27 protein-coding genes are annotated in these 24,502 nt (G+C 60.5%); 13 read left to right on the forward strand and 14 right to left on the reverse strand.

Going from position 1 to position 24,502, the window contains the following annotated elements:
- Window positions 1–66 precede the first annotated feature (66 nt).
- Complete coding sequence (locus Q1A63_RS00825; protein ID WP_298968444.1) at window positions 67–423, reverse strand: dihydrodipicolinate reductase; 357 nt, start codon at window positions 421–423, stop codon at window positions 67–69.
- Between the two features lie 84 nt (window positions 424–507).
- Window positions 508–1,326, reverse strand: coding sequence for a 4-hydroxy-tetrahydrodipicolinate reductase (dapB, locus tag Q1A63_RS00830; protein ID WP_298968446.1), 819 nt, complete (start codon window positions 1,324–1,326; stop codon window positions 508–510).
- An 87-nt stretch (window positions 1,327–1,413) separates the two neighbouring features.
- Between dapB and rbfA the strand changes: the two genes are divergently transcribed.
- From rbfA to Q1A63_RS00890, 12 genes are all read left to right on the forward strand, one after another.
- Window positions 1,414–1,836, forward strand: a complete 423-nt coding sequence (gene rbfA, locus Q1A63_RS00835; protein ID WP_298968448.1) for a 30S ribosome-binding factor RbfA — start codon at window positions 1,414–1,416, stop codon at window positions 1,834–1,836.
- A gap of 32 nt (window positions 1,837–1,868) precedes the next feature.
- On the forward strand, window positions 1,869–2,570 hold the full coding sequence (locus Q1A63_RS00840; RefSeq protein ID WP_299630341.1) for a phosphodiester glycosidase family protein: 702 nt from the start codon (window positions 1,869–1,871) through the stop codon (window positions 2,568–2,570).
- A 107-nt stretch (window positions 2,571–2,677) separates the two neighbouring features.
- Window positions 2,678–3,589 (forward strand): tRNA pseudouridine(55) synthase TruB, encoded by a 912-nt coding sequence (gene truB / locus Q1A63_RS00845; RefSeq protein WP_298968450.1) that lies wholly within the window; start codon window positions 2,678–2,680, stop codon window positions 3,587–3,589.
- Window positions 3,590–3,776: 187 nt separating this feature from the next.
- Window positions 3,777–4,265 (forward strand): hypothetical protein, encoded by a 489-nt coding sequence (locus Q1A63_RS00850; RefSeq protein WP_298968452.1) that lies wholly within the window; start codon window positions 3,777–3,779, stop codon window positions 4,263–4,265.
- Window positions 4,266–4,355: 90 nt separating this feature from the next.
- A complete protein-coding gene (locus tag Q1A63_RS00855) occupies window positions 4,356–4,877 on the forward strand; it encodes a DUF1643 domain-containing protein (protein ID WP_299630344.1) in 522 nt (173 codons plus the stop codon).
- 107 nt (window positions 4,878–4,984) lie between these two features.
- Window positions 4,985–5,686, forward strand: a complete 702-nt coding sequence (locus Q1A63_RS00860) for a hypothetical protein (protein ID WP_299630346.1) — start codon at window positions 4,985–4,987, stop codon at window positions 5,684–5,686.
- A 163-nt stretch (window positions 5,687–5,849) separates the two neighbouring features.
- The gene (gene rpsO / locus Q1A63_RS00865; protein WP_011566963.1) at window positions 5,850–6,119 is read left to right on the forward strand and encodes a 30S ribosomal protein S15; all 270 of its coding nucleotides are present in this window, start codon (window positions 5,850–5,852) and stop codon (window positions 6,117–6,119) included.
- Window positions 6,120–6,293: 174 nt separating this feature from the next.
- On the forward strand, window positions 6,294–6,884 hold the full coding sequence (locus tag Q1A63_RS00870) for a LysE family transporter (RefSeq protein WP_299630348.1): 591 nt from the start codon (window positions 6,294–6,296) through the stop codon (window positions 6,882–6,884).
- A gap of 71 nt (window positions 6,885–6,955) precedes the next feature.
- A complete protein-coding gene (locus Q1A63_RS00875; protein ID WP_298968469.1) occupies window positions 6,956–7,384 on the forward strand; it encodes an ion channel in 429 nt (142 codons plus the stop codon).
- 60 nt (window positions 7,385–7,444) lie between these two features.
- A complete protein-coding gene (locus Q1A63_RS00880) occupies window positions 7,445–7,942 on the forward strand; it encodes a hypothetical protein (RefSeq protein WP_298968471.1) in 498 nt (165 codons plus the stop codon).
- 161 nt (window positions 7,943–8,103) lie between these two features.
- Window positions 8,104–10,242 carry a polyribonucleotide nucleotidyltransferase gene (gene pnp, locus Q1A63_RS00885; protein ID WP_298968473.1) on the forward strand — a complete coding sequence of 713 codons (2,139 nt, stop codon included), beginning with the start codon at window positions 8,104–8,106 and terminating at the stop codon, window positions 10,240–10,242.
- 180 nt (window positions 10,243–10,422) lie between these two features.
- Window positions 10,423–11,655 (forward strand): SGNH/GDSL hydrolase family protein, encoded by a 1,233-nt coding sequence (locus tag Q1A63_RS00890; protein ID WP_298968474.1) that lies wholly within the window; start codon window positions 10,423–10,425, stop codon window positions 11,653–11,655.
- Between the two features lie 39 nt (window positions 11,656–11,694).
- Here Q1A63_RS00890 and Q1A63_RS00895 read toward each other — a convergent pair whose 3' ends face one another.
- Window positions 11,695–12,348 (reverse strand): peroxiredoxin, encoded by a 654-nt coding sequence (locus Q1A63_RS00895; RefSeq protein ID WP_298968475.1) that lies wholly within the window; start codon window positions 12,346–12,348, stop codon window positions 11,695–11,697.
- Between the two features lie 161 nt (window positions 12,349–12,509).
- Between Q1A63_RS00895 and Q1A63_RS00900 the strand changes: the two genes are divergently transcribed.
- The gene (locus Q1A63_RS00900) at window positions 12,510–13,937 is read left to right on the forward strand and encodes an aldehyde dehydrogenase family protein (RefSeq protein ID WP_298968476.1); all 1,428 of its coding nucleotides are present in this window, start codon (window positions 12,510–12,512) and stop codon (window positions 13,935–13,937) included.
- A gap of 72 nt (window positions 13,938–14,009) precedes the next feature.
- On the opposite strand, the gene Q1A63_RS00905 is transcribed toward Q1A63_RS00900, so the two are convergent.
- The 11 genes from Q1A63_RS00905 to Q1A63_RS00955 all read right to left on the reverse strand — a co-directional run bounded on the left by Q1A63_RS00905 (window position 14,010) and on the right by Q1A63_RS00955 (window position 24,447).
- Window positions 14,010–14,762, reverse strand: a complete 753-nt coding sequence (locus Q1A63_RS00905) for an SDR family oxidoreductase (RefSeq protein ID WP_299630353.1) — start codon at window positions 14,760–14,762, stop codon at window positions 14,010–14,012.
- A gap of 161 nt (window positions 14,763–14,923) precedes the next feature.
- Window positions 14,924–15,349 carry an SRPBCC domain-containing protein gene (locus Q1A63_RS00910; protein ID WP_299630355.1) on the reverse strand — a complete coding sequence of 142 codons (426 nt, stop codon included), beginning with the start codon at window positions 15,347–15,349 and terminating at the stop codon, window positions 14,924–14,926.
- Window positions 15,346–15,663: a metalloregulator ArsR/SmtB family transcription factor gene (locus Q1A63_RS00915; RefSeq protein WP_299630357.1), complete on the reverse strand. Its 318-nt coding sequence runs from the start codon at window positions 15,661–15,663 to the stop codon at window positions 15,346–15,348. The genes Q1A63_RS00910 and Q1A63_RS00915 overlap by 4 nt, the downstream gene beginning before the upstream one ends.
- Window positions 15,664–15,759: 96 nt before the next feature.
- A complete protein-coding gene (locus tag Q1A63_RS00920; protein ID WP_299630359.1) occupies window positions 15,760–16,407 on the reverse strand; it encodes an RluA family pseudouridine synthase in 648 nt (215 codons plus the stop codon).
- Between the two features lie 114 nt (window positions 16,408–16,521).
- The gene (locus Q1A63_RS00925; RefSeq protein ID WP_299630361.1) at window positions 16,522–18,966 is read right to left on the reverse strand and encodes an FAD-dependent oxidoreductase; all 2,445 of its coding nucleotides are present in this window, start codon (window positions 18,964–18,966) and stop codon (window positions 16,522–16,524) included.
- A 13-nt stretch (window positions 18,967–18,979) separates the two neighbouring features.
- Window positions 18,980–19,870, reverse strand: a complete 891-nt coding sequence (locus tag Q1A63_RS00930; RefSeq protein ID WP_299630363.1) for a homocysteine S-methyltransferase family protein — start codon at window positions 19,868–19,870, stop codon at window positions 18,980–18,982.
- Complete coding sequence (locus Q1A63_RS00935) at window positions 19,867–22,320, reverse strand: FAD-dependent oxidoreductase (RefSeq protein WP_298968487.1); 2,454 nt, start codon at window positions 22,318–22,320, stop codon at window positions 19,867–19,869. The genes Q1A63_RS00930 and Q1A63_RS00935 overlap by 4 nt, the downstream gene beginning before the upstream one ends.
- Before the next feature lie 3 nt (window positions 22,321–22,323).
- Window positions 22,324–22,698, reverse strand: coding sequence for a GFA family protein (locus tag Q1A63_RS00940; protein WP_298968489.1), 375 nt, complete (start codon window positions 22,696–22,698; stop codon window positions 22,324–22,326).
- Between the two features lies 1 nt (window position 22,699).
- Entirely contained in the window at window positions 22,700–23,320 is a 621-nt protein-coding gene (locus tag Q1A63_RS00945) for a LysE family translocator (RefSeq protein WP_298968491.1), read from the reverse strand.
- On the reverse strand, window positions 23,320–23,892 hold the full coding sequence (locus Q1A63_RS00950) for a helix-turn-helix domain-containing protein (RefSeq protein WP_298968493.1): 573 nt from the start codon (window positions 23,890–23,892) through the stop codon (window positions 23,320–23,322). Before Q1A63_RS00950 ends, Q1A63_RS00945 begins: the two co-directional genes overlap by 1 nt.
- A gap of 105 nt (window positions 23,893–23,997) precedes the next feature.
- Window positions 23,998–24,447 carry a GAF domain-containing protein gene (locus Q1A63_RS00955; protein WP_298968495.1) on the reverse strand — a complete coding sequence of 150 codons (450 nt, stop codon included), beginning with the start codon at window positions 24,445–24,447 and terminating at the stop codon, window positions 23,998–24,000.
- Window positions 24,448–24,502: the final 55 nt, after the last annotated feature.

Consider the following 24,502-nt stretch of genomic DNA (forward strand, 5'->3'; position numbering starts at 1 on the left):
CAGTGCCCGGAACGGGCGTATCGTGTACGCGCACAGCGCGTTCCTTTGGATCAAGATTGCGTTAAATCACTTCAGGCGAAATTCAGCGGAATCGCCAGCGCCTTTGTCAGATGTGAACTTGATGCGGTTGTCCTTGGCCTGAACTTCCTGGCAATTATATCCCAAGGCGTCACCGCCCCAAAAAAGGTCGCGACAAAAATACCCCTCGCGCCACGTCCAATTCCCCGACACGGCCCAAGCCGCGCCGATACCGGAGATCTCGCCTTCGGGCGATACTTCCAGCTTAACAAAGGGACGCCGCAGCTCTTTGCCTGAAATCAGCGACACAAACTGCGCCTCGCTGTCCACCTTGGTGAATTCAGCCGCCGCAGACGTCCCGATCGCAAGGGCGATACTCGCAGTCATCAAGAAAGTCAGGCGCATCTTCACAAGCTCCGTATATGTGCTTTAAGAGAGATACGTGGCGCAGACCCATTTGGTTCAAAAACAATGCCTGCCACCAGCAAATTATTGCTCAGACAGCCCCAGCACATCGAGCATGTCATAATGCCCCGGCGCTTTGCCCTGCGTCCAAAGCGCGGCCTTCAAAGCGCCGCGCGCAAATACCGACCGATCCGAGGCCACATGCCGCAGGGTGATGCGCTCACCCGCTGCGGCAAACATCACGTCGTGCTCGCCCACGATGTCGCCACCGCGGATGGCCACAAATCCGATCTCACCGCGCCTGCGCGCCCCGGTAATTCCATCGCGCGCCCGGTCCGAGACATCCTCCAGCACAACACCGCGGCCTTCGGCGGCGGCTTCACCCAGCATCAACGCGGTGCCCGAGGGCGCATCGACCTTTTGGTTGTGGTGCGCCTCGATCACTTCGATATCGTAATCTTCGTCCAGCGCCGCAGCCACCTTTTTGGTCAATTGCACCAGAAGGTTGACACCCAGGCTCATGTTCCCGGCCCGCACGATCAGCGCACCCTCCGAAGCAGGGGGCAGCTCCGCAATCTCATCTGCGGTCATGCCGGTCGTCCCGATTACATGCGCCACATTGGCCTGCGCTGCGGCTCTGGAAAACGCAATCGTGGCTGCAGGTGCCGTGAAATCGATCACGACGTCAGCGTCACCGAGCACCTCGGCGATATCTTCAACCACCTTCACGCCGGTCTCAGCGCCCCCCATTGCCGCGCCCAGATCGCGCCCCAGCCAAGCGTGACCAGATCGCTCAACAGCCCCGACCAAATGCGCTCGTTCCGAAGCCGCGATGGTCTCGACCAGCATCTGGCCCATACGGCCGGAAACGCCTGTCACCACCATTCCCATCGACTTGCTCATGCCATGCTCCGTTTTCCGCTGAACCCGCCCTGCTTATCGCGACAGCACTTGCTTGGCAAAGGGACGATGACCGCTTAGATGACCTCTATGGGAAAGAACAAGTTTCACGAGGGCGCAGGCCCCTCACAAAGACAACTCAGAGTTGGAGAGCTGATCCGGCGTGCCCTCTCTGATGTGCTGGCACGCGGCGATGTGCACGACCCGGAGCTGAACCGTTTGTCGATCACGGTGGGCGAAGTGCGCACCTCGCCTGATTTGCGGATTGCGACCGCCTACGTGTTGCCTCTGGGAGGACAGGGCCGGGATGAGGTGATCGGCCTGCTGGCGCGCAACAAGGGCGAGCTGCGGCGCGTTGTCTCCAAGAAGCTGTCGTTGAAATTCGCCCCCGATCTGCGCTTCCAGCTCGACGAAACGTTCGACCGGATGGATGAGACGCGCGAAATGCTCAACCGCGAGGACGTGCGGCGCGATACGGGCAACGATGCGTCCGAGGAGCGTGGCCCGGAATGATGCGCTTGGCGTTGGCTGGGGCTCTTGCCGTCATGGCGCAGACCGCCGGGGCCGTTGAGTGCCAGTCCATCACTTTCGACGACACGCAATACACGGTGTGCGAGGTGGATGCCGCGCAAGAGGATCTGCAACTGTTTCTCTACGATGAAACGGGCGCGGTTCTGGGACACTTTCTTGCCATCGACCGCGCGCTGGCGCCGGAGGGCAAGCAGCTGAGTTTTGCCATGAATGCGGGCATGTATCATGAAGACCGCGCGCCGGTTGGTCACTACCTCGAAGATGGCGAGGAAGTCATGCGCGTGATCGAAAGCGCCGGGCCGGGCAACTTCGGGTTGCTGCCGAACGGTGTTTTCTGTCTGCGCGAGGGCCGTGCGGACGTCTTTGAGACATCTGACTATGTGCGTGACGCACCTGCCTGCGAGGATGCCACCCAATCCGGCCCGATGCTGGTGATCGACGGGGCGCTGCATCCCCGGTTTCTGGCCGATGGTACCTCGAAATTCATTCGCAATGGCGTCGGCACCTCTGCGGACGGACAGCGGGTGGTCTTTGCCATCTCTGACGCACCGGTGAATTTCTACGATTTTGCGCGGCTTTTCCGGGACCAGCTGAAAACGCCGAATGCGCTCTACTTCGACGGCAATATCTCGCGGTTGTATGCGCCGGACCTGAACCGCAATGACATCGGGTTCAGGCTGGGTCCAATCGTCGGCGTTGTCGCCCCGTCGGAATAGGCGAAACACGAATCGATCGCGGCGAAAGACTGCAGAGGCGCGAAAAACCTCTGGCCCCGCAGGCATTCGATCGCTATGGGGCCTGTCGCAGAACCAATGAGGACACCATGGGACGCAGACGCAATGGCAGAGAGATTTCCGGCTGGCTGGTTGTGGACAAACCCGCCGGGCTGACCTCCACGGCGGTGGTCAACAAGGTGCGTTGGGCGCTGGATGCCAAGAAAGCGGGGCACGCGGGTACGCTTGACCCCGATGCAACGGGTGTTCTGGCGGTGGCCCTTGGGGAGGCCACAAAAACCGTGCCCTACATCACCGATGCCCTCAAAGCCTATGAATTCACCGTCCGGCTTGGTCAGGCGACCAATACAGATGACGCTGAGGGGGAGGTCATAGCTACCAGCGATCTGCGCCCGACGGATGATGAGATCAAAGAAGTCTTGAGCACATTCATTGGCGACATCGAGCAGGTGCCGCCGCAGTTTTCCGCCGTGAAGATCGATGGTGAGCGCGCCTACAAACGGGCCCGTGATGGCGAGACCATGGAGATTGCCGCCCGCCCGCTCTATGTCGACAGTCTGCTGTTGATCGACCGACCGGATGAAGATCACGTGACCCTGGAGCTGACCTGCGGCAAGGGCGGCTATGTGCGGTCCATCGCCCGCGATCTGGGGAACGCGCTTGGATGCTATGGCCATGTGCGCGAGTTGCGACGCATCTGGTCCGGCCCCTTCGAGGCCGACGACGGCATCACGCTGGAACAGATTGAAGAGATCGCCCGCACCCCGGCGCTCGACAGCCACCTGCGCCCGGTTGAAGAGGCCTTTGTCGACATGGCCGAGGTCAAGGCCACGCCAGAAGGAGCCACGCGCCTGCGCAATGGCAATCCCGGCATGGTTCTGGCAGTCGACGTGGACTATGGCGAAGAGTGCTGGGCCTCCTACGACGGGCAGGCTTTGGCCATCGGGCGCTACAAATCCGGCGAGCTGCACCCGACACGTGTGCTGAATATAAAGAACTGATCGGTTCCGAATATTACAATCTGTCGCAAACCTCGCGCCGATGTCAGCGGATTTCGGGGTTTGTTACAGAAATTATTACGATAATCAGCCTCTCGGTAAGCCCTGTGTGAGGAGACTGCACATCGCAGGCGCGCACTGCCATATCGGGGTCAGACGCAAACTTCTGATCCAACATGGAGATACCGACATGCAACGCACACTGCTCTCGATCCTCACCGCCGGCGCCTTTGCCACCATCGCATTCGATACCTTTGGCCAAGCGCTCAGCCCGCTCTTTGGCTACGCCAAACTGGCCCCCGTTGGCCTTGCCGGTGCCACGCTGAAATCCGTCTTTGGCGCTGCACCTTCCGGCGCGGCCTACCTGCTGCACACGGTCACGGGTCTGCTCTTCTATGTCATCGGATATTTCGCCATCGCCCGGCCGATCCAACGGGCGGTTCTGCCGCAATTGCACTGGAGCATCACTGCGGCGGTCTATGGCGTGGCACTATGGGTCTTTGCCCTTTACGGCATGGCGCATTTGGTCGCAGGCATGAAACCGTTCCTCGGCTTCACCGGCATCACCTGGGTGGCGCTCTGGGGTCACGTGGTCTACGCGCTTGTCGCCGCCGCCGTGCTGGAACTGCGTGGCGAGGTGTTTGACCTGCCCCGCAAGCGTGTTGCCGCTCTGGGATAATCACGGGCTAAACTGCTACACAGGTCGCCCCGACCGGGCGGCCTTTTTTGCGCTCTTGCCATGGATTGACCACGCTGGCATCACCCGCGCATGCTGATCCGAACCCATGAAGACGCCGAAAAATGGTCCGAAGCGGTCTATTCAGACTGCGGGGCCTATCGCTACAGCCTCACCCGGGTGTGGGACGGCAATGGCCCTCGCGTGAACTTCGTAATGCTCAACCCGTCGAAGGCGGATGAGGTCAGGAACGACCCGACGGTGGAGCGGTGTGAGCGGCGCGCACGGCATCTGGGGTTTGGGGCCTTTCGGGTCACAAATATATTCGGTTGGCGCGACACGGATCCATTTGCCATGCGGCGCGCCAAGGCGCCGGTTGGCCCGGAAAACGATGACCTCCTGCTCGCGGCCGCCCAATGGGCGGATCAGATCATCGCCGCCTGGGGGGTGCATGGCGCTCATCGGCAGCGCGGGGAACAGGTCGCGCACCTGCTGCGCCAGGCAGAGATTAGGATGTTCCATCTGGGTCTCACCAAGGAGGGGCACCCGCGCCATCCGCTCTATCTGCCATACGCCAAACAACCAGAACCCTGGATCGCTGCGGACGGGCATTAACCTGTTGGTGAGGATTTCTGCCTAAAAAAGCGCATAAGGGTGCGTAAGTGTCGGCAAAATTACCGGTTTGATGCGTTGTGTGGGTTGCGAAGAAAAGGTGTTGAGTCATGCTGTGGTTGGCTGGTTTGATGGGGTTGGCCGGTGTCGGCGCGGCGTCTTTTGTGGGTCTGAAGTCTTCTGAAATCGAAGAGGAAGACGAAGTGCTCGAAGCAGAAGAAATCCAAGGTGATGGTGCCAACGACATGCTGCAAGAGATTCACACGCAAAGCGACGCCGCTGGCGGTTTGTTGGCCTCGGGAACCGAATTCGTTGAAACAGAAGCTGCCCCGGCCTCCACCACAACGGAAGGATGGGGCGACGACATCCTGAACGAGGTTATGGGGGAATTCGACACAGCAGAAGGCCCCGCCACGCCCGAACCGGGCACCACAAACGTTCAGCCCTTGATTTTGCAGGATCCGATCCCGGACGAGCTAGAGGAGGAAAACGCCTTTGACCTCTCTCTGTCCGACTGGATCACCGAAAGATCGGGTGCCGAAATCCTGGATTACTCCGCGGAGACAGAAAGCCTGATGCTGGTTTGGGACGACACGGATGCGGGGACCATCGAACCCGACGTCGATGTTGCACCGGATCCAGACGATCCGGAGGTCATGCAGGTTTCGATGAATGGCGAAAACGTGGCCGAAGTATATGGCGATGCGGAGATGAGTGTTGCCGATCTGACGCTGATCCCGTTGAGCTCCGCCATCATCATTGGTCTGGCGCCCGCAGTGGCGAACTTCCGGACGCAAAGCCGCGCGGTCTGAGCGCAGGATTTCACGATTCAGCATTTGCCATTTCCCGGTGCTGCGTCTATACGCGCGCATCGCCATCGGGAATCTATTGTCTTTGGCGATATCTCCACGGGCCTGTGCTGGACGACATCCCGGCCTGCGCCATTCCTGAAACTCTTTTGAAAAGGAGACCCCGATGTCGATTACTGCTGAAGAAAAAGCCCGCGTCATGAAAGAATTCGCAACCAAAGAAGGTGACACAGGCTCGCCCGAAGTTCAGGTTGCTATCCTAAGCTCGCGCATCGCGACGCTGACAGAGCACTTCAAGACGCACAAGAAAGACAACCACGGCCGCCGTGGTCTGCTGAAGATGGTCGCAACCCGTCGTAAGCTTCTGGATTACACCAAAGCCAAGGACGAAGCGCGCTATCAGGATCTCATCAAGCGTCTGGGCCTCCGGAGATAATCCCGGAGACAAATCGCAGCGCGATTTTCTCCGAGTGCGGACAAGTGGGTTTGCGTGGCAAACCTGCGGTCCGGCAGCCGGTTCAGTTTGAGAGCAAGCCACGCCCCATCCGGCGTGGTTTTTTTATATGCAAACAGACCTTTACCGCGGCAGGCGCCACCCTATGATCCGCCCATGTTGACCTTCGCCGCTGCCGTCTTCTTCCTGATGATCACACCCGGGCCCGGCGTCCTCTCCACCGCAGGCGTGGGGGCGGCTTTTGGCGCGCGTGTCGGCACACGCTACGTTGTGGGTCTCTTCATCGGTACCAATCTCGTCTGCGTGGCCATCGTCAGCGGGTTGACCGCCGCGATACTGGCGGATGATCGTCTGCGCACCATCCTCTTTGCCGCCTCCATCGCCTATCTGACCTACCTTGCCTTTCGCATCGCCTTTGCGGGCAGCAGGATCGCGTTTATCGAGCGGGCAAGCCCGCCGGGTATCGTCGGTGGCATCATGTTGCAGGCCATCAACCCCAAAGCCTATGCCGTCAATACCGCTCTCTTCACCGGCTTCGGTTTCTGGGCCCAGAATCTGACCGTTGAGATCGCCCTGAAATTCCTGATCGTGAATGCGATCTGGATTCCCATTCACTTCACATGGCTCTGGCTTGGCATCACCCTGCGCCGCATGAATCTACGCCAACGCACCCAACGCATGATCAACATCGCCATGGCACTCTCGATGATGACGGTGGTTGTCCTGGCGGCCCTTGCCCAGATCTGAGAGCGTTGGACTTCCCCGAAATGACCTCGTAAACCAATGCGGGTCGCGCAACTGAAAACATGGGATCATCGATGCTTGTGCTTTTCCAGATCATCCTTGGCAGTGCGGTGCTTTTGATCTGCGCCATGCTGCACATCCTTGTCATCGCAAGGATGATCCGTCACCTGCGCACCCATGAATACTTCTCGCCGGACAGGAGCACGCGCTATCAGATCGTGACGGTCTGCCTGCTGTTTCTGGTCCTGCTCGGCTCCCACACGGTGCAAATCTACATCTGCGCCTTTTCGCTTTGGGTGATCGGCGCATTGCCCGGATATGAAGCACCGATTTACTATTCACTCGTCACCTATACCACCGTGGGCTATGGCGACGTGGTGCTCAGCCCCGGGTATCGGATCAAGGGCGCGATGATTTCGGTCACCGGTATTTTGATGTTCGGCATGACCACCGCCTTTGTTGTTGGCCTTTTTTCCCGCATTCTGGGCGAAAAAGAAGTGTGACGCCGACCCGCGCGGCGCTACCTCCCAGACATGTGTGATCTGCCGCGTCTTGCACTTTCCGTGCGCCAGCCTTCCGCCTGGGCGATCATTCACGGCGGCAAGGTGGTCGAGAACCGGTCGCTGGGAGCGATCCGGGCGGGCCGGATGGTGCCGGGCCCCATCTGCATCCATGCCGCCACGGGCCTGAAAGAAGATGAGTTCCGCTATCTGCACTGGCGGTTGGCCCAGCATGGCGTGGCTTGTCCCAGACCGGACGCGCTGATCCGCGGCGCAATCATCGGCACGGTTGAGGTGACTGAGATCATCACCGAAAGTGACAGCGAGTGGTTTGGCGGCGAGGCGGGGCTGCTGCTGTCGAACCCCAAGGCCATCGACCCCATCCCTGCCAGCGGGGCGCTGGGGTATTTCGAATGGACGCGCGGTCAGGATTTTGCGCCGGTGAAACCCTGGATGCGACGGTTCGACCGCGCCAATGCCGATCTGGCAACGGGTGAGCTTTTTCCGGACGCGCAGCCCTCCTATAAAAAACCACCGCAAAGGCCTTGGCGCAAAGGCTGAACCTTGCGTAAAGCGTCCCTTTCCAAGCCCCCAATTCTCGTGTACGTACGCGCAATCTGAAAGCCGGCGCCCGGACCTCAGCGCCAGATAAATAAGATACCGAGGTCAGGGGGAATACGCCCCCTATGCAAATGGCCAATGGGCCAACTTGAGGAACCTAGATGTTCAACGAAACGAAAAAATCGATGCAGTGGGGCGAAGAGACGCTTACACTGGAAACTGGAAAAGTGGCCCGTCAGGCGGATGGGTCGGTGATTGCAACGCTGGGCGAAACCAGCGTCATGGCAAACGTCACCTTTGCCAAGAAACAAAAGCCGGGTCAGGATTTCTTTCCGCTGACCGTGCACTATCAGGAAAAATACTACGCCGCCGGTAAGGTACCGGGTGGCTTCTTCAAGCGCGAAGCGCGCCCGACGGAAAAAGAGACCCTGACCGCGCGTCTGATCGACCGTCCGATCCGCCCGCTGTTTGTCCCCGGCTTCAAGAACGAAGTGCTGGTGATGTGCACCGTGCTTTCCCACGATCTCGTCAATGACCCCGATATGGTCGCGATGATTGCGGCCTCCGCGGCGCTGACCATCTCCGGCGCGCCCTTCATGGGCCCGATTGCCGGTGCCCGCGTTGGTTTCGAGGATGGCGAATATGTTCTGAACCCGACCGTCGATGACATGCAGGACCTGCGCCTGAACCCCGAGCAACGCCTTGATCTGGTTGTCGCCGGGACCAAAGACGCGGTGATGATGGTCGAATCCGAAGCCTATGAGCTGTCCGAGGCCGAAATGCTCGGCGCGGTGAAATTCGCGCATGATGCGATCCAGCCGGTGCTCGACCTGATCATTTCGCTGGCCGAAGACGCCGCGAAAGAGCCGTTTGACTTCGCCCCTGCCGATTACTCTGAGCTGTCTGCTGCTGTCAAAGCCGCAGGCGAGACAGAGATGCGCGCAGCCTTCGCGATCTCGGACAAGCAGGAACGCACCACAGCCGTTGCTGCCGCCCGTGAAACGATCACCGCCGCCCTGTCAGAGGAGCAGTTGGAAGATCCAAACCTCGGATCCGCAATGAAAGGTCTTGAGGCCTCCATACTGCGCGGCGACGTAGTGAAAACCGGCAAGCGGATCGATGGCCGGAAAACCGACGAAATCCGCGACATCGTCTGTGAAACAGGCCTGCTGCCACGGACCCATGGTTCTGCACTGTTCACCCGCGGTGAGACGCAGGGACTGGTTGTGACCACGCTGGGCACCGGCGACGATGAGCAATTCATCGACGCGCTGCATGGCAACTTCAAATCCAACTTCCTGCTGCACTACAACTTCCCGCCCTACTCGGTTGGTGAAGCCGGTCGCGTGGGCCCTCCCGGACGCCGCGAGATTGGCCACGGGAAACTGGCTTGGCGCGCGCTGCAAGCGGTGCTGCCCGCAGCCACCGACTTCCCCTACACCGTGCGCGTGGTTTCCGAGATCACCGAATCGAACGGTTCGTCCTCCATGGCGTCGGTGTGCGGTGGGTCCTTGTCGATGATGGACGCGGGCGTGCCGCTGAAATCGGCGGTCGCCGGTGTGGCCATGGGTCTGATCCTCGAAGAGGACGGTTCCTACGCGATCCTGTCGGACATTCTGGGGGATGAAGACCACCTCGGCGACATGGACTTCAAGGTTGCGGGTACCGAAAACGGGATCACGAGCTTGCAGATGGACATCAAGATCGCAGGCATCACGCCCGAGATCATGGAGAAAGCCCTGGCACAGGCCAAGGACGGCCGGATGCACATTCTGGGCGAGATGAACAAGGCGCTGACAGGTGCTGCGGACTTCTCGATCCACGCACCACGCATCGAAACCATGCAGATCCCAACGGATAAAATCCGCGAAGTCATCGGCTCCGGTGGCAAAGTCATCCGCGAAATCGTGGAGGTTTCCGGCGCCAAAGTGGACATCAACGACGAAGGCACCATCAAGATCGCGTCCCCGAACGGCGATTCGATCAAGAAAGCCTACGACATGATCCACTCCATCGTGGCCGAGCCCGAAGAGGGCATGGTCTATACCGGTACGGTCGTGAAAATCGTCGACTTCGGCGCCTTCGTGAACTTCTTTGGCAAGCGCGACGGTCTGGTGCACGTGTCCCAGATCGAAAACCGCCGTTTGAATCATCCTTCCGATGTCCTCAAAGAGGGTCAGGAAGTGAAGGTCAAACTGCTGGGCTTTGATGACCGCGGCAAGGTGCGCCTGTCGATGAAAGTCGTCGATCAGGAAACCGGCGAAGAGATCAAGAAAGAAGAGGCCCCGGCGGAAGAATAATCCGTCTGGTAGGCAACTGCCGCCTCCAAGCGAAAAGCTCCGGTGGAAACACCGGGGCTTTTTTTTCGTAAATTGCCGCGCGACGCAACGTCAGTGCGGTAGGCTCACCCTGCGTCATCCTAGGCGGCAGACAGATTCGCCGCGTATCGTTTGCGAAGTTTTGTGAGAGGGGGAGTTCACATGATCAGAACATTAGTCATTACTATTGGCCTTAGCACGGCCTCAGTCGCATCGGCGGATCCGGGGTTGGAGGCCTTTACCAGCTATTATGCCTTTGGCGACAGCCTCAGCCAGGACGACAAGCTGCCGCAGCTTACACCGCCCAGCCTCGATGGCCGGTTTTCATCGGGCCGCGTCTGGACCGAATACCTTGCGGATGTGTTCAACGATGCGGGTAAAGACACCCGAAACTTTGCTTTGGGTGGCGCAACAGCGGGCGCAGAAAACACGACACCCTATGAGGGGTTCTTTCCAGCACCGCGCACACCAGCGCAAGACGCTCAACTGGCCCAGCTCCGTGCGATCTCAACGTTTGATGGGCAGGTTCAGGTCGCACAGGCCACAATTCCGGATCCGGGTGACAATCCACTGGTCTCGGTTCTGTTCGGCGCCAATGACATCTTTCAGAAACTGCCGAACGTGGTTGCAGAGGCTTTGAACACCTCAGACCCCCTGGAGATTCCCGGGCGTGTGGCGGCGGGCATCGGCGCGCTGGCGTCGGAAACGGTTGGCTCGATCGTGTCGGGGATCAACAAGCTACATGCGGGTAATGACGCCTTTGACGACTTTCTGGTGGTGAACCTTGCCGACATCAGCAAGACCCCGGCCTTTGGCGCCTGGGGGATTGGCGCGGCACAGGCGGAATTGGACGCGTTGATCACGGCAGGCGCGCCGTTGGATGACATCCGCGCCGCAGCGATCCAGTTGGAATTCCTGTCCGCCGACCCGTCCTTTGCGAAATTGGCCTCACTCGCCTTCAATGAGACCTTGGCCGCGGCACTTGCCGGTGTGGCGCCCGGGATCGAAACACTGGACGAAGACATCCAGATCAGCGTTTTCGACCAAGCCGCCTTCCTTGAGGATTTCATTGCCACATCCGCGCTCAACGGCATCAACGTGTCGGAACCCTGCACACCGTCCTTCACGGCGAATGCGGGCATCAGCTGTGTCTATGTCACTGATGACGCAGGCAATATCATCGGATTGGACCTGCCGCAGGCCGAAAACTTCTTCTTTGGGGACAGCGTGCACCCAACCGGGTTTGTCCAGGAAGAATTTGGCCGACGCGTGATCGCATCGCTGGAGGGTCAAATGCCGGCCCCCGTGCCGCTGCCCGCAGGGTTGCCGCTGTTGGTTGTGGGTCTTGGCGCGTTTGGGCTGATCGCCCGGCGCAAAACCAAACGGGCGGCCTGAAACGCCGGGCGGTGCAGACTGCACCGCCCGCGCCAATTGCTATTCTGGCGCTTTGGTCGTGCGCAGATAGGGCAGGATCTTGTTGAACGAGCCGAACTTTGCCGTCGCATCCTCGTCCGATACCGTGGCCGGGATGATCACGTCATCGCCGACATTCCAATTCGCCGGGGTCGCGACCCCTTTGCCAATCGACATCTGCAGCCCGTCCAGAGCGCGGAGCACTTCGGCAAAATTGCGGCCCACGGTCATCGGGTAGGTCATGCTGAGCTTCAGTTGCTTGTCCGGGCCGATGATAAACACCGACCGTACCGTCGCGCTGTCGGCTGGCGTCCGGCCATCGGGCAAATAGGCGTCGGCAGGTAGCATATCGAAGGCCTTCGACACTTCCAGACCGTCATCCGCGATGATCGGGAATCCGGCCTTGGCGCCACCAAAGGTTTCGATGTCCCCTTTCCACTTCTTGTGATCCTCGACACCGTCCACGGATACGCCGATCACCTTGGTGCCGCGCTTTTCCCATTCGTCGGCCAATTGCGCCACGGCACCGAATTCGGTGGTGCACACGGGCGTAAAATCCTTGGGGTGTGAAAACAGGATTGCCCAGCTGTCGCCGATCCAATCGTGCAATTCTATCGTGCCGTGGTCTGTTTCGACCGTTAAGTTCGGCACAGTGTCGTTGATGCGCAAGCCCATAGTGTCCTCCGGTGCAATGTTGTGAGCGACTCGTGTCGTTAACCTAATGGCTTCGCGCGGGTCTTTCATCCCCCTCTCTTGCAGAGGTTCGCCCCCAGTGACAGAGTGCCGCTAAACCATCCACGCCGCAGTACCGGCGCCACAGAAACAGGAGAGAACCCATGTTGGAAAAACGTGATTTCTATATCAACGGCCAATGGGTCGCACCCGCAAAAGCGAAGGATTTCGCCGTCATCGATCCGTCCACCGAGGAACAATGCGCGGTGATATCGCTGGGCGATCAGGCGGATACAGATGCGGCTGTTGCCGCCGCACGCGCGGCCTTTGACAGCTGGTCGCAGACCAGCAAGGAAGAGCGCACCGCGCTGATGCGGAAGCTGCTGGAGGTTTACAACGCGCGATCTGAAGAGATGGCGCAGGCCATGTCGATGGAAATGGGCGCCCCGATTGACCTCAGCCGGGCGCAACAGGTCGGGGCAGGCAGCTGGCACCTTGGTGGATTCCTGAAGGCTTTCGAGGACTTCAGCTTTGAGCGGGACTTCACCGCCACAGAAAAGACCCTGCTGGAACCCATCGGTGTTTGCGCGTTGATCACGCCATGGAATTGGCCGATGAACCAGATCATCCTGAAGGCCGTGCCTGCGATGGCGACGGGCTGCACCATGGTGCTGAAGCCGTCGGAAATCGCGCCGCTCTCCGGTCTGCTCTTCGCCGAGTTCGTGCATGAGGCGGGCTTCCCCGCGGGCGTCTTCAACATGGTCAATGGCGATGGCGCGGGTGTCGGCAGTCAACTCTCCGCGCATCCTGGCGTTGATATGGTCAGCTTCACCGGCTCCACCCGCGCTGGCATCGCCATTTCCAAGGCTGCTGCGGATACGCTCAAGCGGGTCAGCCTCGAACTGGGCGGCAAGGGCGCCAACATCATCTTTGAGGATGCGCACCCCAAGGCCGCCAAGGCGGGTGCAATCCGCTGTTTCCGCAATACCGGCCAGTCGTGTAATGCGCCGACGCGGATGCTGGTGCACAGGTCGCGCTATGACGAAGCGGTGGAGATGGCCGCAGAGACCGCGATCAACACCCACGTCGGCCCGGCCTCTGAAGAGGGCAAGCACATCGGGCCGGTGGTCTCCGAGACGCAGTTCAACAAGATCCAGAAGCTCATCGAGGTCGGTATGGGCGAAGCCCGGCTGGTGGCGGGCGGTCTGGGCCGACCGGACGGGCTGAACCGTGGCTACTATGTAAAACCAACCGTGTTCGCGGATGTCACCAACGAGATGACTATCGCGCGCGAAGAGATCTTTGGCCCGGTGCTGTCGATCATCCCCTTCGAGAGTGAAGAAGAGGCCATCGCCATCGCCAATGACACGCCTTACGGCCTCACCAACTACGTCCAGACGGACGATGATGAGCAACGCCGTCGCGTCGCGCGCCGCTTGCGGTCCGGTATGGTCGAGACCAACGGTCAGGGTTTTGCGCAAGGATCGCCCTTTGGTGGCTACAAGCAGTCGGGCAATGGTCGCGAAGGCGGTGTTTTCGGTCTTGAGGAATTCCTCGAGGTCAAAGCCGTCTCTGGCTGGGCTGCCGAATAGCGCCTTTGTCTTTTGACGAGCCCCTTCAGGTCACCCCGATACGCTGGGGTGACCTTTTTATGGTGACCCTGGTCAGGTCTTGTTGATCGAATTGCCGCCATCCGCGATCATCGCTGTGCCGGTGACAAACGACGCCTGATCCGAGATCAAGAACTGCGCGGCCTGGGCGATTTCCAGCGGCTCAGCCATTCTTTTGAGAGCGAGAAGCCCTTTGATCCACTCAATCGCCTCCGGATCATCTCCTGCCATTTCCGTATTGGTGCCCCCGGGCAAAAGCGCGTTGACCCGTATCCCTTCGGGACCATGTTCTGCGGCCAGGACCTGTGCCAGACCGATCAGACCAGCTTTGGCAGATGCATAGGCCGCCATGCCGGGAAGACCGATGGTATGGCCGACGAATGACGAGGTAAAAACGATAGATCCCCTGCCGCGTCTGCGCAGGGCGGGGATTTGATGTTTCGCCGCAAAAAACCCGCTGGTCAAATTTGTTGCAAGCACCTGGTGCCACGTCGCCTCGGCCATCTCCGGCAGCGGCCCCATATCTCCGGTCACGCCAGCATTGTTGAAGGCTGCATCCAACCCGCCAAATGCGGTTTCCGCCAAGGACACAAGCTCCTCCGCATAGACGGCATCGCCCACATCCCCGTCCAGACACACCGCCTTACCGCCTGCTTGTGTGATCTCATCGACGAGGGCTGCCAACCGATCGCCCCGCCGCGCGCCCAAGGTGACTTTGCCGCCCGATTGCGCGAAAAGCCTTGCTGCCGCGGCGCCAATCCCACTGCTGGCACCCGTTATGATGATAGATTTTCCCTTTAGAACCACGCTCGCCTCCATGTGTTAAACATGGAAGCGGCATAGATCAGCAGCCCAGGGCGATGCGACCCGCTTCCTGCGCAAGTCGCCTTGGCAGGAATTCTTCCAAGGCGGTTCGTCACATTTGCGCCAAAGCGAAGCTTGGCCGTCCGGATCGGGCGGCCAGGTGTTTAGGCGGGCACAGGCTCGTGGATGGCTTCGCGCATCTGCATGAAGTGGCCATCCCAACCCTTGTCGAGCGACAGCACCAGATCGAAGGCTTCGGCAGCCGCAGGCAAGCCGGAATGCTCCAGCGACAGCTGCGTGCCCCCGGGCACTTCGGAAAGGGTCCATTTCACCAGGCTCACGGCATCCCCCATCGGCTTTACCGTAAATGTATGCTCCAGATATTCCGGCGCACGCGCGACCTTGACGTCGCCCCAGATCAGCAGATCACCGCTGGTGGTGCCATACATTTCCAGCTTTTGCCCTTCGGCCAGCGTCTGCTTGGGCGCGTGGAACCATTTGGCCAGCTTTTCCGGATCCGTGAGATAGTCCCATACTTCAGTCCGCGAGGCTCTGAGGAAAATCGTTTTGCGCAATACTGGGTTGGTCATGTTTTGTCCTTTTCAATTTCAGATTTCAGTGTGGCCAGGCGGTCATCCCAGAAGATGTCGAAGACCTTGAGCCAGTCCACAACCGGGTTGATCCCCTTGGGGTTGAGCGTGTTGATACGCTCCCGTCCACTGGCGCGAACGGTGATCAGGCCGCCATCGCTGAGCACGGTCAGGTGCTTTTTGACAGCGGCGCGGGTCATGTCGAAATTTTCCGCAACCTCGGCAATCGTCAGATCGCGGTCGCGCAGCATGACCAGAATATTGCGCCGTGTCGGATCCGCCAAAGCGCGGAAAGTGGTTTGTACCGGGGGCATGTGTCCTCCTATATGATACCTAATGGTATCTCTTTTATGAAACCATATGGTATCACGTCAAGTGATTCCTTCTCACTCGGTGCTTCAGGTGGATTTTCAGAAAGGCAGCGGCGCGCGGACCTTGGTCGAGTGACCCCCTTGCGGGTGGTTGAACCGAAGTTCCTGACTGTGCAGCATCAGACGATCATAGGCGCGCGCAGGCCCCGTGGCATAAAAGGGATCACCAAGGATCGGATGACCGAGGCTCAGCATGTGCACCCGTAACTGATGGCTGCGTCCGGTGCGCGGCTGGAGACGGACCCGCGCGGTGTCGCCTTCGTCCTTGAGCACCCGCCAGTCGGTTTGCGCGGATTTTCCAGTCTCATGGCATACCATCTGCCTCGGCCGGTTTGGCCAATCCACGATCAGGGGCAGATCGACAGTCCCCGATTTTGCCTGCGGCACACCCCAGACCCGCGCAACATAGGTTTTCTTGGTCATGCGCTTTTCGAATTGCAGCCCAAGATGGCGCTGCGCATGGGGGGTCAAGGCAAAGATCATGACCCCCGATGTGTCGCGGTCGAGGCGGTGCACCAGCAATGCGTCGGGAAAGGCCGCCTGAATACGTGTCAGCAAACAATCCGCCAGCTCCGGCCCCTTGCCCGGGACCGACAGGAGCCCCGCCGGTTTGTCGACCAGCAGCACTTCGGCATCTTCATGCAAAACCACCAAGGGGTCCTGAGGCGGATCATAGGCATCGTTCATGGCGCCTGCTCGCAGATGCGGGCGGGATGTTCAACCCTCGTCGCCCCGCAGGAAGAGCGGTGGCCCGACACCTATGTCCCCTATTGTGGAGACCGTGCTCGGGCCACGCCAGCCTCAGACCTTCACGCGCTCAGACTTCGGATCATACATCGGTTTCAAAGAGGCTTCGGCCTTCACAAGCGTACCAGCCACGTCGATGTGATATTCCGACGCCAGAACCTCAGCGGCCGTTTCGCCTTCACACGGCACATAGCCCAGCCCCATCGCGCCGCCCAGCGTGTGCCCATACGCACCCGACGCCAGATACCCCACCAGCTCGCCGTTCCGCATCACAGGCTCGTTGTGATAGAGCAGCGCTTCGGGGTCGGTCAGCTTGAACTGCACCAGTCGGTTCTTCAGACCTTCCTCTTTCTTGCGCAGCACTGCATCACGGCCCACGAAATCAGGCTTGTCGGTCTTCACCGCAAACCCGAGGCCCGCCTCCAGCACGTGATCTTCGCAGGTGATATCATGGCCGAAGTGGCGGAAGCCCTTTTCCATCCGGCAGCTGTCCATCATATGCATGCCGCAGAGTTTCAGGTTCAGATCCGCGCCCGCCTCGATCAGCGTCTCACAGACATGCGCCGCCATCTCGGAGGAGACATAGACCTCCCAGCCCAGCTCACCCACGTAAGTGACCCGGTGCACCCGCGCCAAGCCATGCCCGATCTCGATCTCTTGCGCCGTCCCGAACGGGTTCACCTCGTTCGAGAAATCATTCGGCGACACCAGATTGAGCAGCGCGCGCGAATTGGGGCCCATGACCGCCAACACGGCCTCCCCCGCCGTCATATTCGTGATCACCACGTTGAAATCCCCCACATGGCGCCGCATCCAGGTCTCATCGGCCAAACGCGTCGCCGCTGGCGTGACCACCAGGTAGGCGGTCTCGCTGACCCGCGTCACCGTCACATCCGCCTCGATCCCACCGTTCGGGTTGAGGAATTGCGTATAGACGATCTTGCCCACCGGCACGTCGTACTGACCACCGCCCACGTAGTTCATGAAGGCCGTGGCATCCCGCCCCTCGACCCGGATTTTCCCGAAGGAGGACATGTCGTACATGCCCACATTGTTGCGGATCGCGGTGTGCTCTTCAGCGATGTTGTTGAAGAAACTCTGGCGTTTCCAGCTGTATTCATACTCCGGCGTCTGCGTCGGTTTCGCGATCCAGTTGGGCCGCTCCCAGCCTGCAAATTCGCCCATGACCGCGCCGCGATCAAGGAACTGCCAATAGACTGGCGAGCGGCGGATTTTCCGCGCGGTTTCCTTTTGGCGAAACGGAAAATGGTCGGCATAGAGCAGGCCCAGCGACTCGGTCGAGCGTTCGTAAAGATAGCTCTTGTTGCCCTGAAACGGCTCCATCCGGGAGATATCCACATCGCCCAGATCGAAAGGTTTCTGCCCGTCTTCCATCCACTGCGCCAGCGCCATACCCGCGCCGCCCGCGGACTGAATACCGATGGAATTGAAACCGGCCGCCACCCAGAAGTTGTCCAGCTCAGGCGCCAGACCCAGATGATAGGCATCGTCGGGCGTAAAACTCTCGGGCCCGTTAAAGAACGTATGGATGCCTGCTTCGGCCAGCATGGGCAGACGCTCGACCGCCGCCTCAAGGATCGGCTCAAAGTGGTCGAAGTCCTCGGGCAGTTGGTCGAATTCGAAATCTGTCGGTATGCCGCCCATGCCCCAGGGTTTCGCATTGGGCTCAAAGGCACCAAGCAGCATCTTGCCCGCATCTTCCTTATAATACGCGCATTCATCCGGCACCCGCAGCACCGGCAGCTGTTTCAACCCCTGGATGGCTTCGGTCACAATATAGAAGTGCTCGCAAGCATGCAGCGGCACGTTCACGCCTGCCATACGGCCCACCTCATGCGCCCACATGCCGCCGCAGTTCACCACCATATCCGCCGTGATATGGCCGCTCTCGCCGCCCTGTTCCCAGTCGACACCAGTCACCCGGCGCCCCTCTTTCACGATGCGCGTGGCCTTGGTGCGCTCCAGCACCTGTGCCCCACGCTGACGCGCGCCCTTGGCCAGCGCCAGCGCGATATTCGCCGGATCACCCTGTCCGTCCTTGTCGAGGTAAACCGCGCCGGTCACCCCGTCGATGTTCAGATGCTCGTAACGCTCCTTGACCTCGGTGGGCGAGATTTCCTCGACCTCCACACCAAAGGCCCGCGCCATCGCCGCCTGCCGCAAGATCTCTTCGCGGCGTTCTTCGGTCAGCGCCACAGTGATCGACCCGCAGCGTTTGAAGCCGGTGGCCACGCCGGTTTCTTCTTCCAGATTTCCGTAAAGCTCCTGCGAATACTTCGCCAGTTTGGTCATATTCGCCGTCGCCCGCAGCTGCGCAATCAGGCCTGCCGCGTGCCAGGTGGTGCCGGAGGTCAGCTGCTTACGCTCCAGCAAGACCACATCCTTCCACCCAAGTTTGGTCAGGTGATAAGCAACGGAGCAGCCAATGACGCCCCCTCCGATGATGACAACGCGCGCGTGCGACGGTGGCAAAGCCATGAGCAGTGTTCCTTTAAACGATGGTATGACCGACGGCTTCAAGCCGCCGTGCGATTTCAGCGATATGCGCGGGGCTGACTTCACAGCACCCGCCAACGATGGTGGCCCCGAGGCCCACCCATTGCATGACGTACCCCGCATAGGCGCGCGGCCCCATGTCCCGCCGGGCCTTCAGGGCGTCGACGGTGGGTTTCTCTTTCAGAAAGTCTTCGGTGATCTGCTCAAAGGCATTGGCGTAGCCGCCAAACGGCTTGCCCAGCTTTGCAATAACCGGCATGGCCTCTGTGACCGCTTCGGGGGCGGAGCAGTTGATCAGTACCGCGTCTGCCGCTGCCGCCACCTCCAGCGTCTCGGTCAGTGGTTCGCCGGAGCGCAACCGGGTGCCATCCGTGTCCGAGACGGTGAGCGACAGCCAAACCGGCAGATCGGTTTGCCGCGCGCCCTCCAGCGCATCGCGGGCATGCGCGACCGAGGCCACGGTCTCCAGCACCAGAAAATCGCACTCCTCCGCCAGGAGCTGCGCGACCTCGCCAAAGAGGCGCACGGCCACATCTGACGGGGGGTGCAGGTCTGGTCGGTAACTGGCCCCCAGCGGACCGATCCCTCCAGCAATCTTGCCCGATCCGTGGGCGGCGCGCGCCGCCTGGGCCTCCGCGATGGCTTTGGCATGCAGCGCGCTGAACTGATCCTCCAGACCCGTGCCTTCCAGCCGGTCACGGTGGATCGCGTAGGAATTCGTCGTGGCAATGGTCGCGCCTGCGGCAAAGAAATCCGCGTGCACCCCCTGCACCATGCCCGGGTGTTCGGCCATGACCTGCGTCGACCACAAGGGCGTGGGCCGATCCCCTGCGCGGTGGATCAGCTCCTGCCCCATGCCTCCATCCAGAAGCGTGACCTGTGTCACGCCCGAATTCTTTCGTTCTCCGGATCCCACAGGGGTTGGTCCGGCTGCACGATTGCCTTCCGGCGGTGCCCGTAGATTTCGACCTCAACCTCGGTGCCCGGCTGCGTCAGGTCCTTGCGCAACATGCCCAAGGCCACGGATTTGTTGATCCGGTAGCCCCAGTCGCCCGAGGTGGTCTCGCCCACCACTTCGCCATTGTGGAAAAGCGGCGACATGTAAGGCGCGTCCTGATCGCCCGCATCGACCACAAGGGTGACGAACTGCTGCTTGCTACCCTGCTGCTTTTCATTCAGCAGCGCAGCCTTACCGATGAAGTCCTGCGGCTTGTCGAAGCGGATGAACCGCTCCATCCCGCCTTCGAGCAGGGAGTAGTCGGTGGACAGATCGCCCTTCCAGCTGCGATAGCCTTTCTCGACCCGCATGGAGTTCAGCGCGAACATGCCAAACGGCGTGGCACCCGCATCGCGGATGGCGGAGTAGACGGCGGCGCTGTCCTCAAAAGAGGTATGCACTTCCCATCCCAATTCACCCGCAAAGGAAATGCGGAAGAGCTTGGCCGGCTTGCCAGCGACCGTGGCGTCCTGAATGGTCAGCCAGCCAGTCGACAGATCCGCGCCTTCCACGATACCAGACAGGATATCACGCGACTTCGGCCCGGTCAGCAGGTGCGTCGACCACTCGCGCGTGATGTCGGTCATGCTCAGCGACCCATCGGCGGGCAGACGGCTTTGCAGGAACTCAAAGTCGTGCCATTGCGCCACAGCCGCCGTCATCAGCCAGAAATCATCCTCGCCCCAACGGATGATGGTGACCTCGGTCACGATCTTGCCGCGGCTGTCTGTGAAGTAGCCGAGGTTCATCCGGCCCGCCTTCGGCAGCGCGCCCGCAATCTGGCCGCGCAGCCATTCCGCCGCACCGTCACCCGACAGCGTGTAGCGCGAGAAGCCCGGCATATCGAGCACACCTGCGCCGGTGCTGACTGCCTCGACCTCTTCTTTCACGCGCACCGCCCAGGGGCCGTTGCGGTCCCATGTCTCGGTCGCTTCCTCGGAGGTATCGTCGCCCTCCTTGGCGAACCAGTTCGCCCGCTCCCACCCGTTATAGGCGCCCATCTGGCCGCCATCGGCCAAGAGGCGTTCGTGGTTCGGCGACAGCTTCTTGTCGCGCCCGGCAGGCCATTCGTGATGCGGGAAGTGCATCGCGTACTCGTGACCATAAGTCTCCAGCGCCTTCGACAGGCAATAATCGTGATCCGCGTAGTCGGTGTACCGGCGCGGATCGACGGCCCACATGTCGAGCTCGGTCTCGCCGTGCATGATCCACTCGCTGAGGCACTTGCCCGCGCCCCCACCCTGCGCGATCCCAAAGGTGAAGGAATGCGCCTCAAAGGCATTCTTCACCCCCGGCATCGGGCCGATCATCGGCAACCCATCGGGCGCGTACGGGATCGGCCCGTTGATATTCCGGCCAACGCCCGCCGTCCCCAGCGCTGGCACCCGCTCCATCGCGTCTTCGATATAGAACTCCAGCCGCTCCAGGTCATCCGGGTAGAGCTGGAACGAGAAGTCTTCCGGCATCGGATCGTCCGGCGTGACCCAATGCGCCTTGCAGTTGCGCTCATACGGCCCAAGGTTCAGGCCGTTCTTGTCCTGCCGCAGATAGTACGAAATATCCACGTCCCGGATCATCGGCATCTTGTGGCCCTTCTCCTTGGTCCACGCGGCCAGTTCTGGAATCTCGTCGGTCAGGAAATACTGGTGGCTCATCACCACCATGGGCACCGTGCGCCCGCCAAAGGGCTTGAACATCTCGCCCACGCGCTGCGCGTAATACCCCGCGCAGTTGGCCACATACTGACAGCGAATGTCGCCCTTGTCGGTCTTCACGATCCACTCGTCGCCATCGCGCTCGATGCCGGTGACCGGGCAGAACCGCTCGATCCGCCCACCTGCATCACGCGCACCCTTGGCCAGGGCCTGCGTCAACTGTGCCGGGTCAATATCACCATCGAGTGGATCCCAAAGGCCCCCGGCGAGATCATGGGTCTCCATGAACGGATTGTACTCTTTCAACTCTTCGGGCGTGCAGATGCCCATCTCCAGCCCCTGGTACCGGCCCATGGAGGCGACCTTCTCGAACTCCATCATCCGGTCTTTGCTGTGCGCCAGCCGGATCGCGCCGGTGACGTGGTAGTTCATCGGGTAATCAACGTCTTCGGCCAGCGTGCGGTACATCGACAGCGAATAGCGCTGCATGTTCATCACAGCCCAGGAGCCCGCAAAGTTCGGACAGTTGCCCGCCGCGTGCCAGGTCGATCCGGCGGTCAGCTCGTTCTTCTCCAGCAGCACACAATCGGTCCAGCCTGCCTTCGCCAGATGATAGAGCGTCGAGGTGCCGACGACACCGCCGCCGATGATGACCACGCGGGCCGTTGTTGGAAAATCTGCCATGGTTTAGGTCTCCCTTTGCGGCTCGTCGGCCGCGATGCTGTAGTAATCGCCCTTCGTGGCGGTATGGATGTGGCCGCGCAGGCGCAGCCCCGTCGGCCCGTCAATCGAGCCGGTGGAAAAACAGATGAAATCGTCGTCGTCGTGCTGCCAGAAGAGTGCCGACCCGCAGGTGGGGCAGAAGCCGCGCTTGGCTTTGTCCGAGGATTGGTACCAGCGGACCTCGCCTTTGATCTCCAGCGCGCCGTTCGCGACATAGGACGACGCCCAGACATGTCCCGACTGCTTACGGCACTGCGTGCAATGGCACGCGGCGGGCGCACCGGGCTCCCCTTTGGCCGTGTAGGTCACGGCCCCGCAGAGACAGCTGCCGGTGATCATATCACACCCTCCCCGGCGTGGCTGAGGTGCCCAGAAGAACGCCGTAAATCACGAAACAGGCCGCCATAATTCGGCGCACCCAGACATTGAACACGGCGCCCAAGGCAGCCCGTCCCAGCCCGGCGCCCAGAAGCGTAAACCCGGTATAGCTTATCGCGGTGATCACCAAAGCCGTGGGCATAATCACCCCCATCTGGCTCCAGATCGGTACATCCGGTTGTACGAATTGCGAAAAGGCGGCGAGATATCCAGCCACACTCTTGGGGTTGATCGTGGCGATGGCCAAAGCGTGAAGATAGACCGATTTCGCCGGGCGGTCGCCGACGATGACAGGCCGCTTGGCCAGAATCCAGCCGCGCACACCCAGATAAATCAGGAACCCCGCACCCACCAGCTTGGCAACAAAGAACCCCGTCGGTGAGGCCGCGATCAGCGCCGTGATTCCCAGCGCTGAGAGCAGCAGAAACAGGCTGGCTTGTGTCAGGATCGCCAGCACGCCGACCATCGCGCGCGGAAAACTCAGGTGCATCCCGTTGGTAATGCAATTGACCGCATTCGGCCCCGGCGTGGTGACAAAGACCACCCAGAACAGCGCGAATATGGTCCAGGCCTCGAAGCTCATTAATACACCGGTGGCGCGATGACCCAGATCGCCAAAGCGGGCGCATCATAGGGGTTTGACCAGCGGAAAGGCTCGCCGCGAATGCGGAAGCTGTCGCCGGGGTTGATTGTATGGCTTTTGCCCGCGATCTCCAGGTCGAGCGCACCGTGTACAAGATAGCCAACTTCCTGCGTCGGCCTGGTGACGGGTTCGGTGATCCTGCTCCCCGGGGCAAAAGTGGAATGCACCATTTCAAAATCATCGGTGAGGTCGGGCGAGAGAAGCTCTTCGACCAACCCTGCCACGGATGATCCAATCGGGCGGCGCGCCGTCTTGCGCACCACGTATCCTGCCTCATCCGAGGGGGCAGCCGCGTGCCGAAAGAGCATCGAGACCGACACATCCAGGGCCGCTGCGATCTGTCGCAGATCGGTGATCGAGGGATCGGATTTATCACGCTCCACCTGGCTCAGCCAGCCAACGGATCGGCCCAACATCGCGGCCAGATCGGTCAATGTCAGCCCGCGCGATTTCCGCAGAGCGCGCAAATCTGCGCCGAGCGTGTGGGGGTGCGAAGGAAGACTATGGTGCATGGCTCGTGAAATTTCAGAGGTTTTTTTCACACTGCCGTGAGTCGGTGAAAAAATCCAGCGAATTTTCACTTCATTAACAAATCAATCCCATAAACCCCATCAGCATCAGCCAAAGACCGCCTTTAGCAGTGCCGCAAGCGCGTCCGCATCTGCTGTGGTAAAGGCATCCGGTTGGTCGCTGTCGATATCGAAAACAGCGATTAGCGCACCGGATGCATCATGCACCGGCAGTACCAATTCGGAGCGGGTCGAGGAAGCGCAGGCAATGTGGTCAGAAAATGCATCAACATCCGGCACCAGTTGAATTTCACCGCTACGCGCCGCCGCCCCGCAAACGCCGCGCGAAAACGGGATCGTCAGGCACCCGTGTCCGCCTTGATAGGGGCCGATTTTAAGAAGCTCCGGTTCCGTCACGCGGTAAAACCCGGTCCAGTCAAAGCGGTCGTCCGAATGGTGCACCTCGCAAGCCACTGTGGCCATCAACGCCACCGCATCGCGCTCATTCTCGGTCAGCGCTTGGATTGTCTTGTGCAGGTGGTCGTAGTCTACGGTCATTCCTATGCCTTCTGGTTATGCAGGCTGGGGGCTGTCTGCCCCCGCCCTCCGGGCT

This window comes from uncultured Roseobacter sp. (assembly GCF_947499265.1).
Taxonomy (GTDB): domain Bacteria; phylum Pseudomonadota; class Alphaproteobacteria; order Rhodobacterales; family Rhodobacteraceae; genus Roseobacter.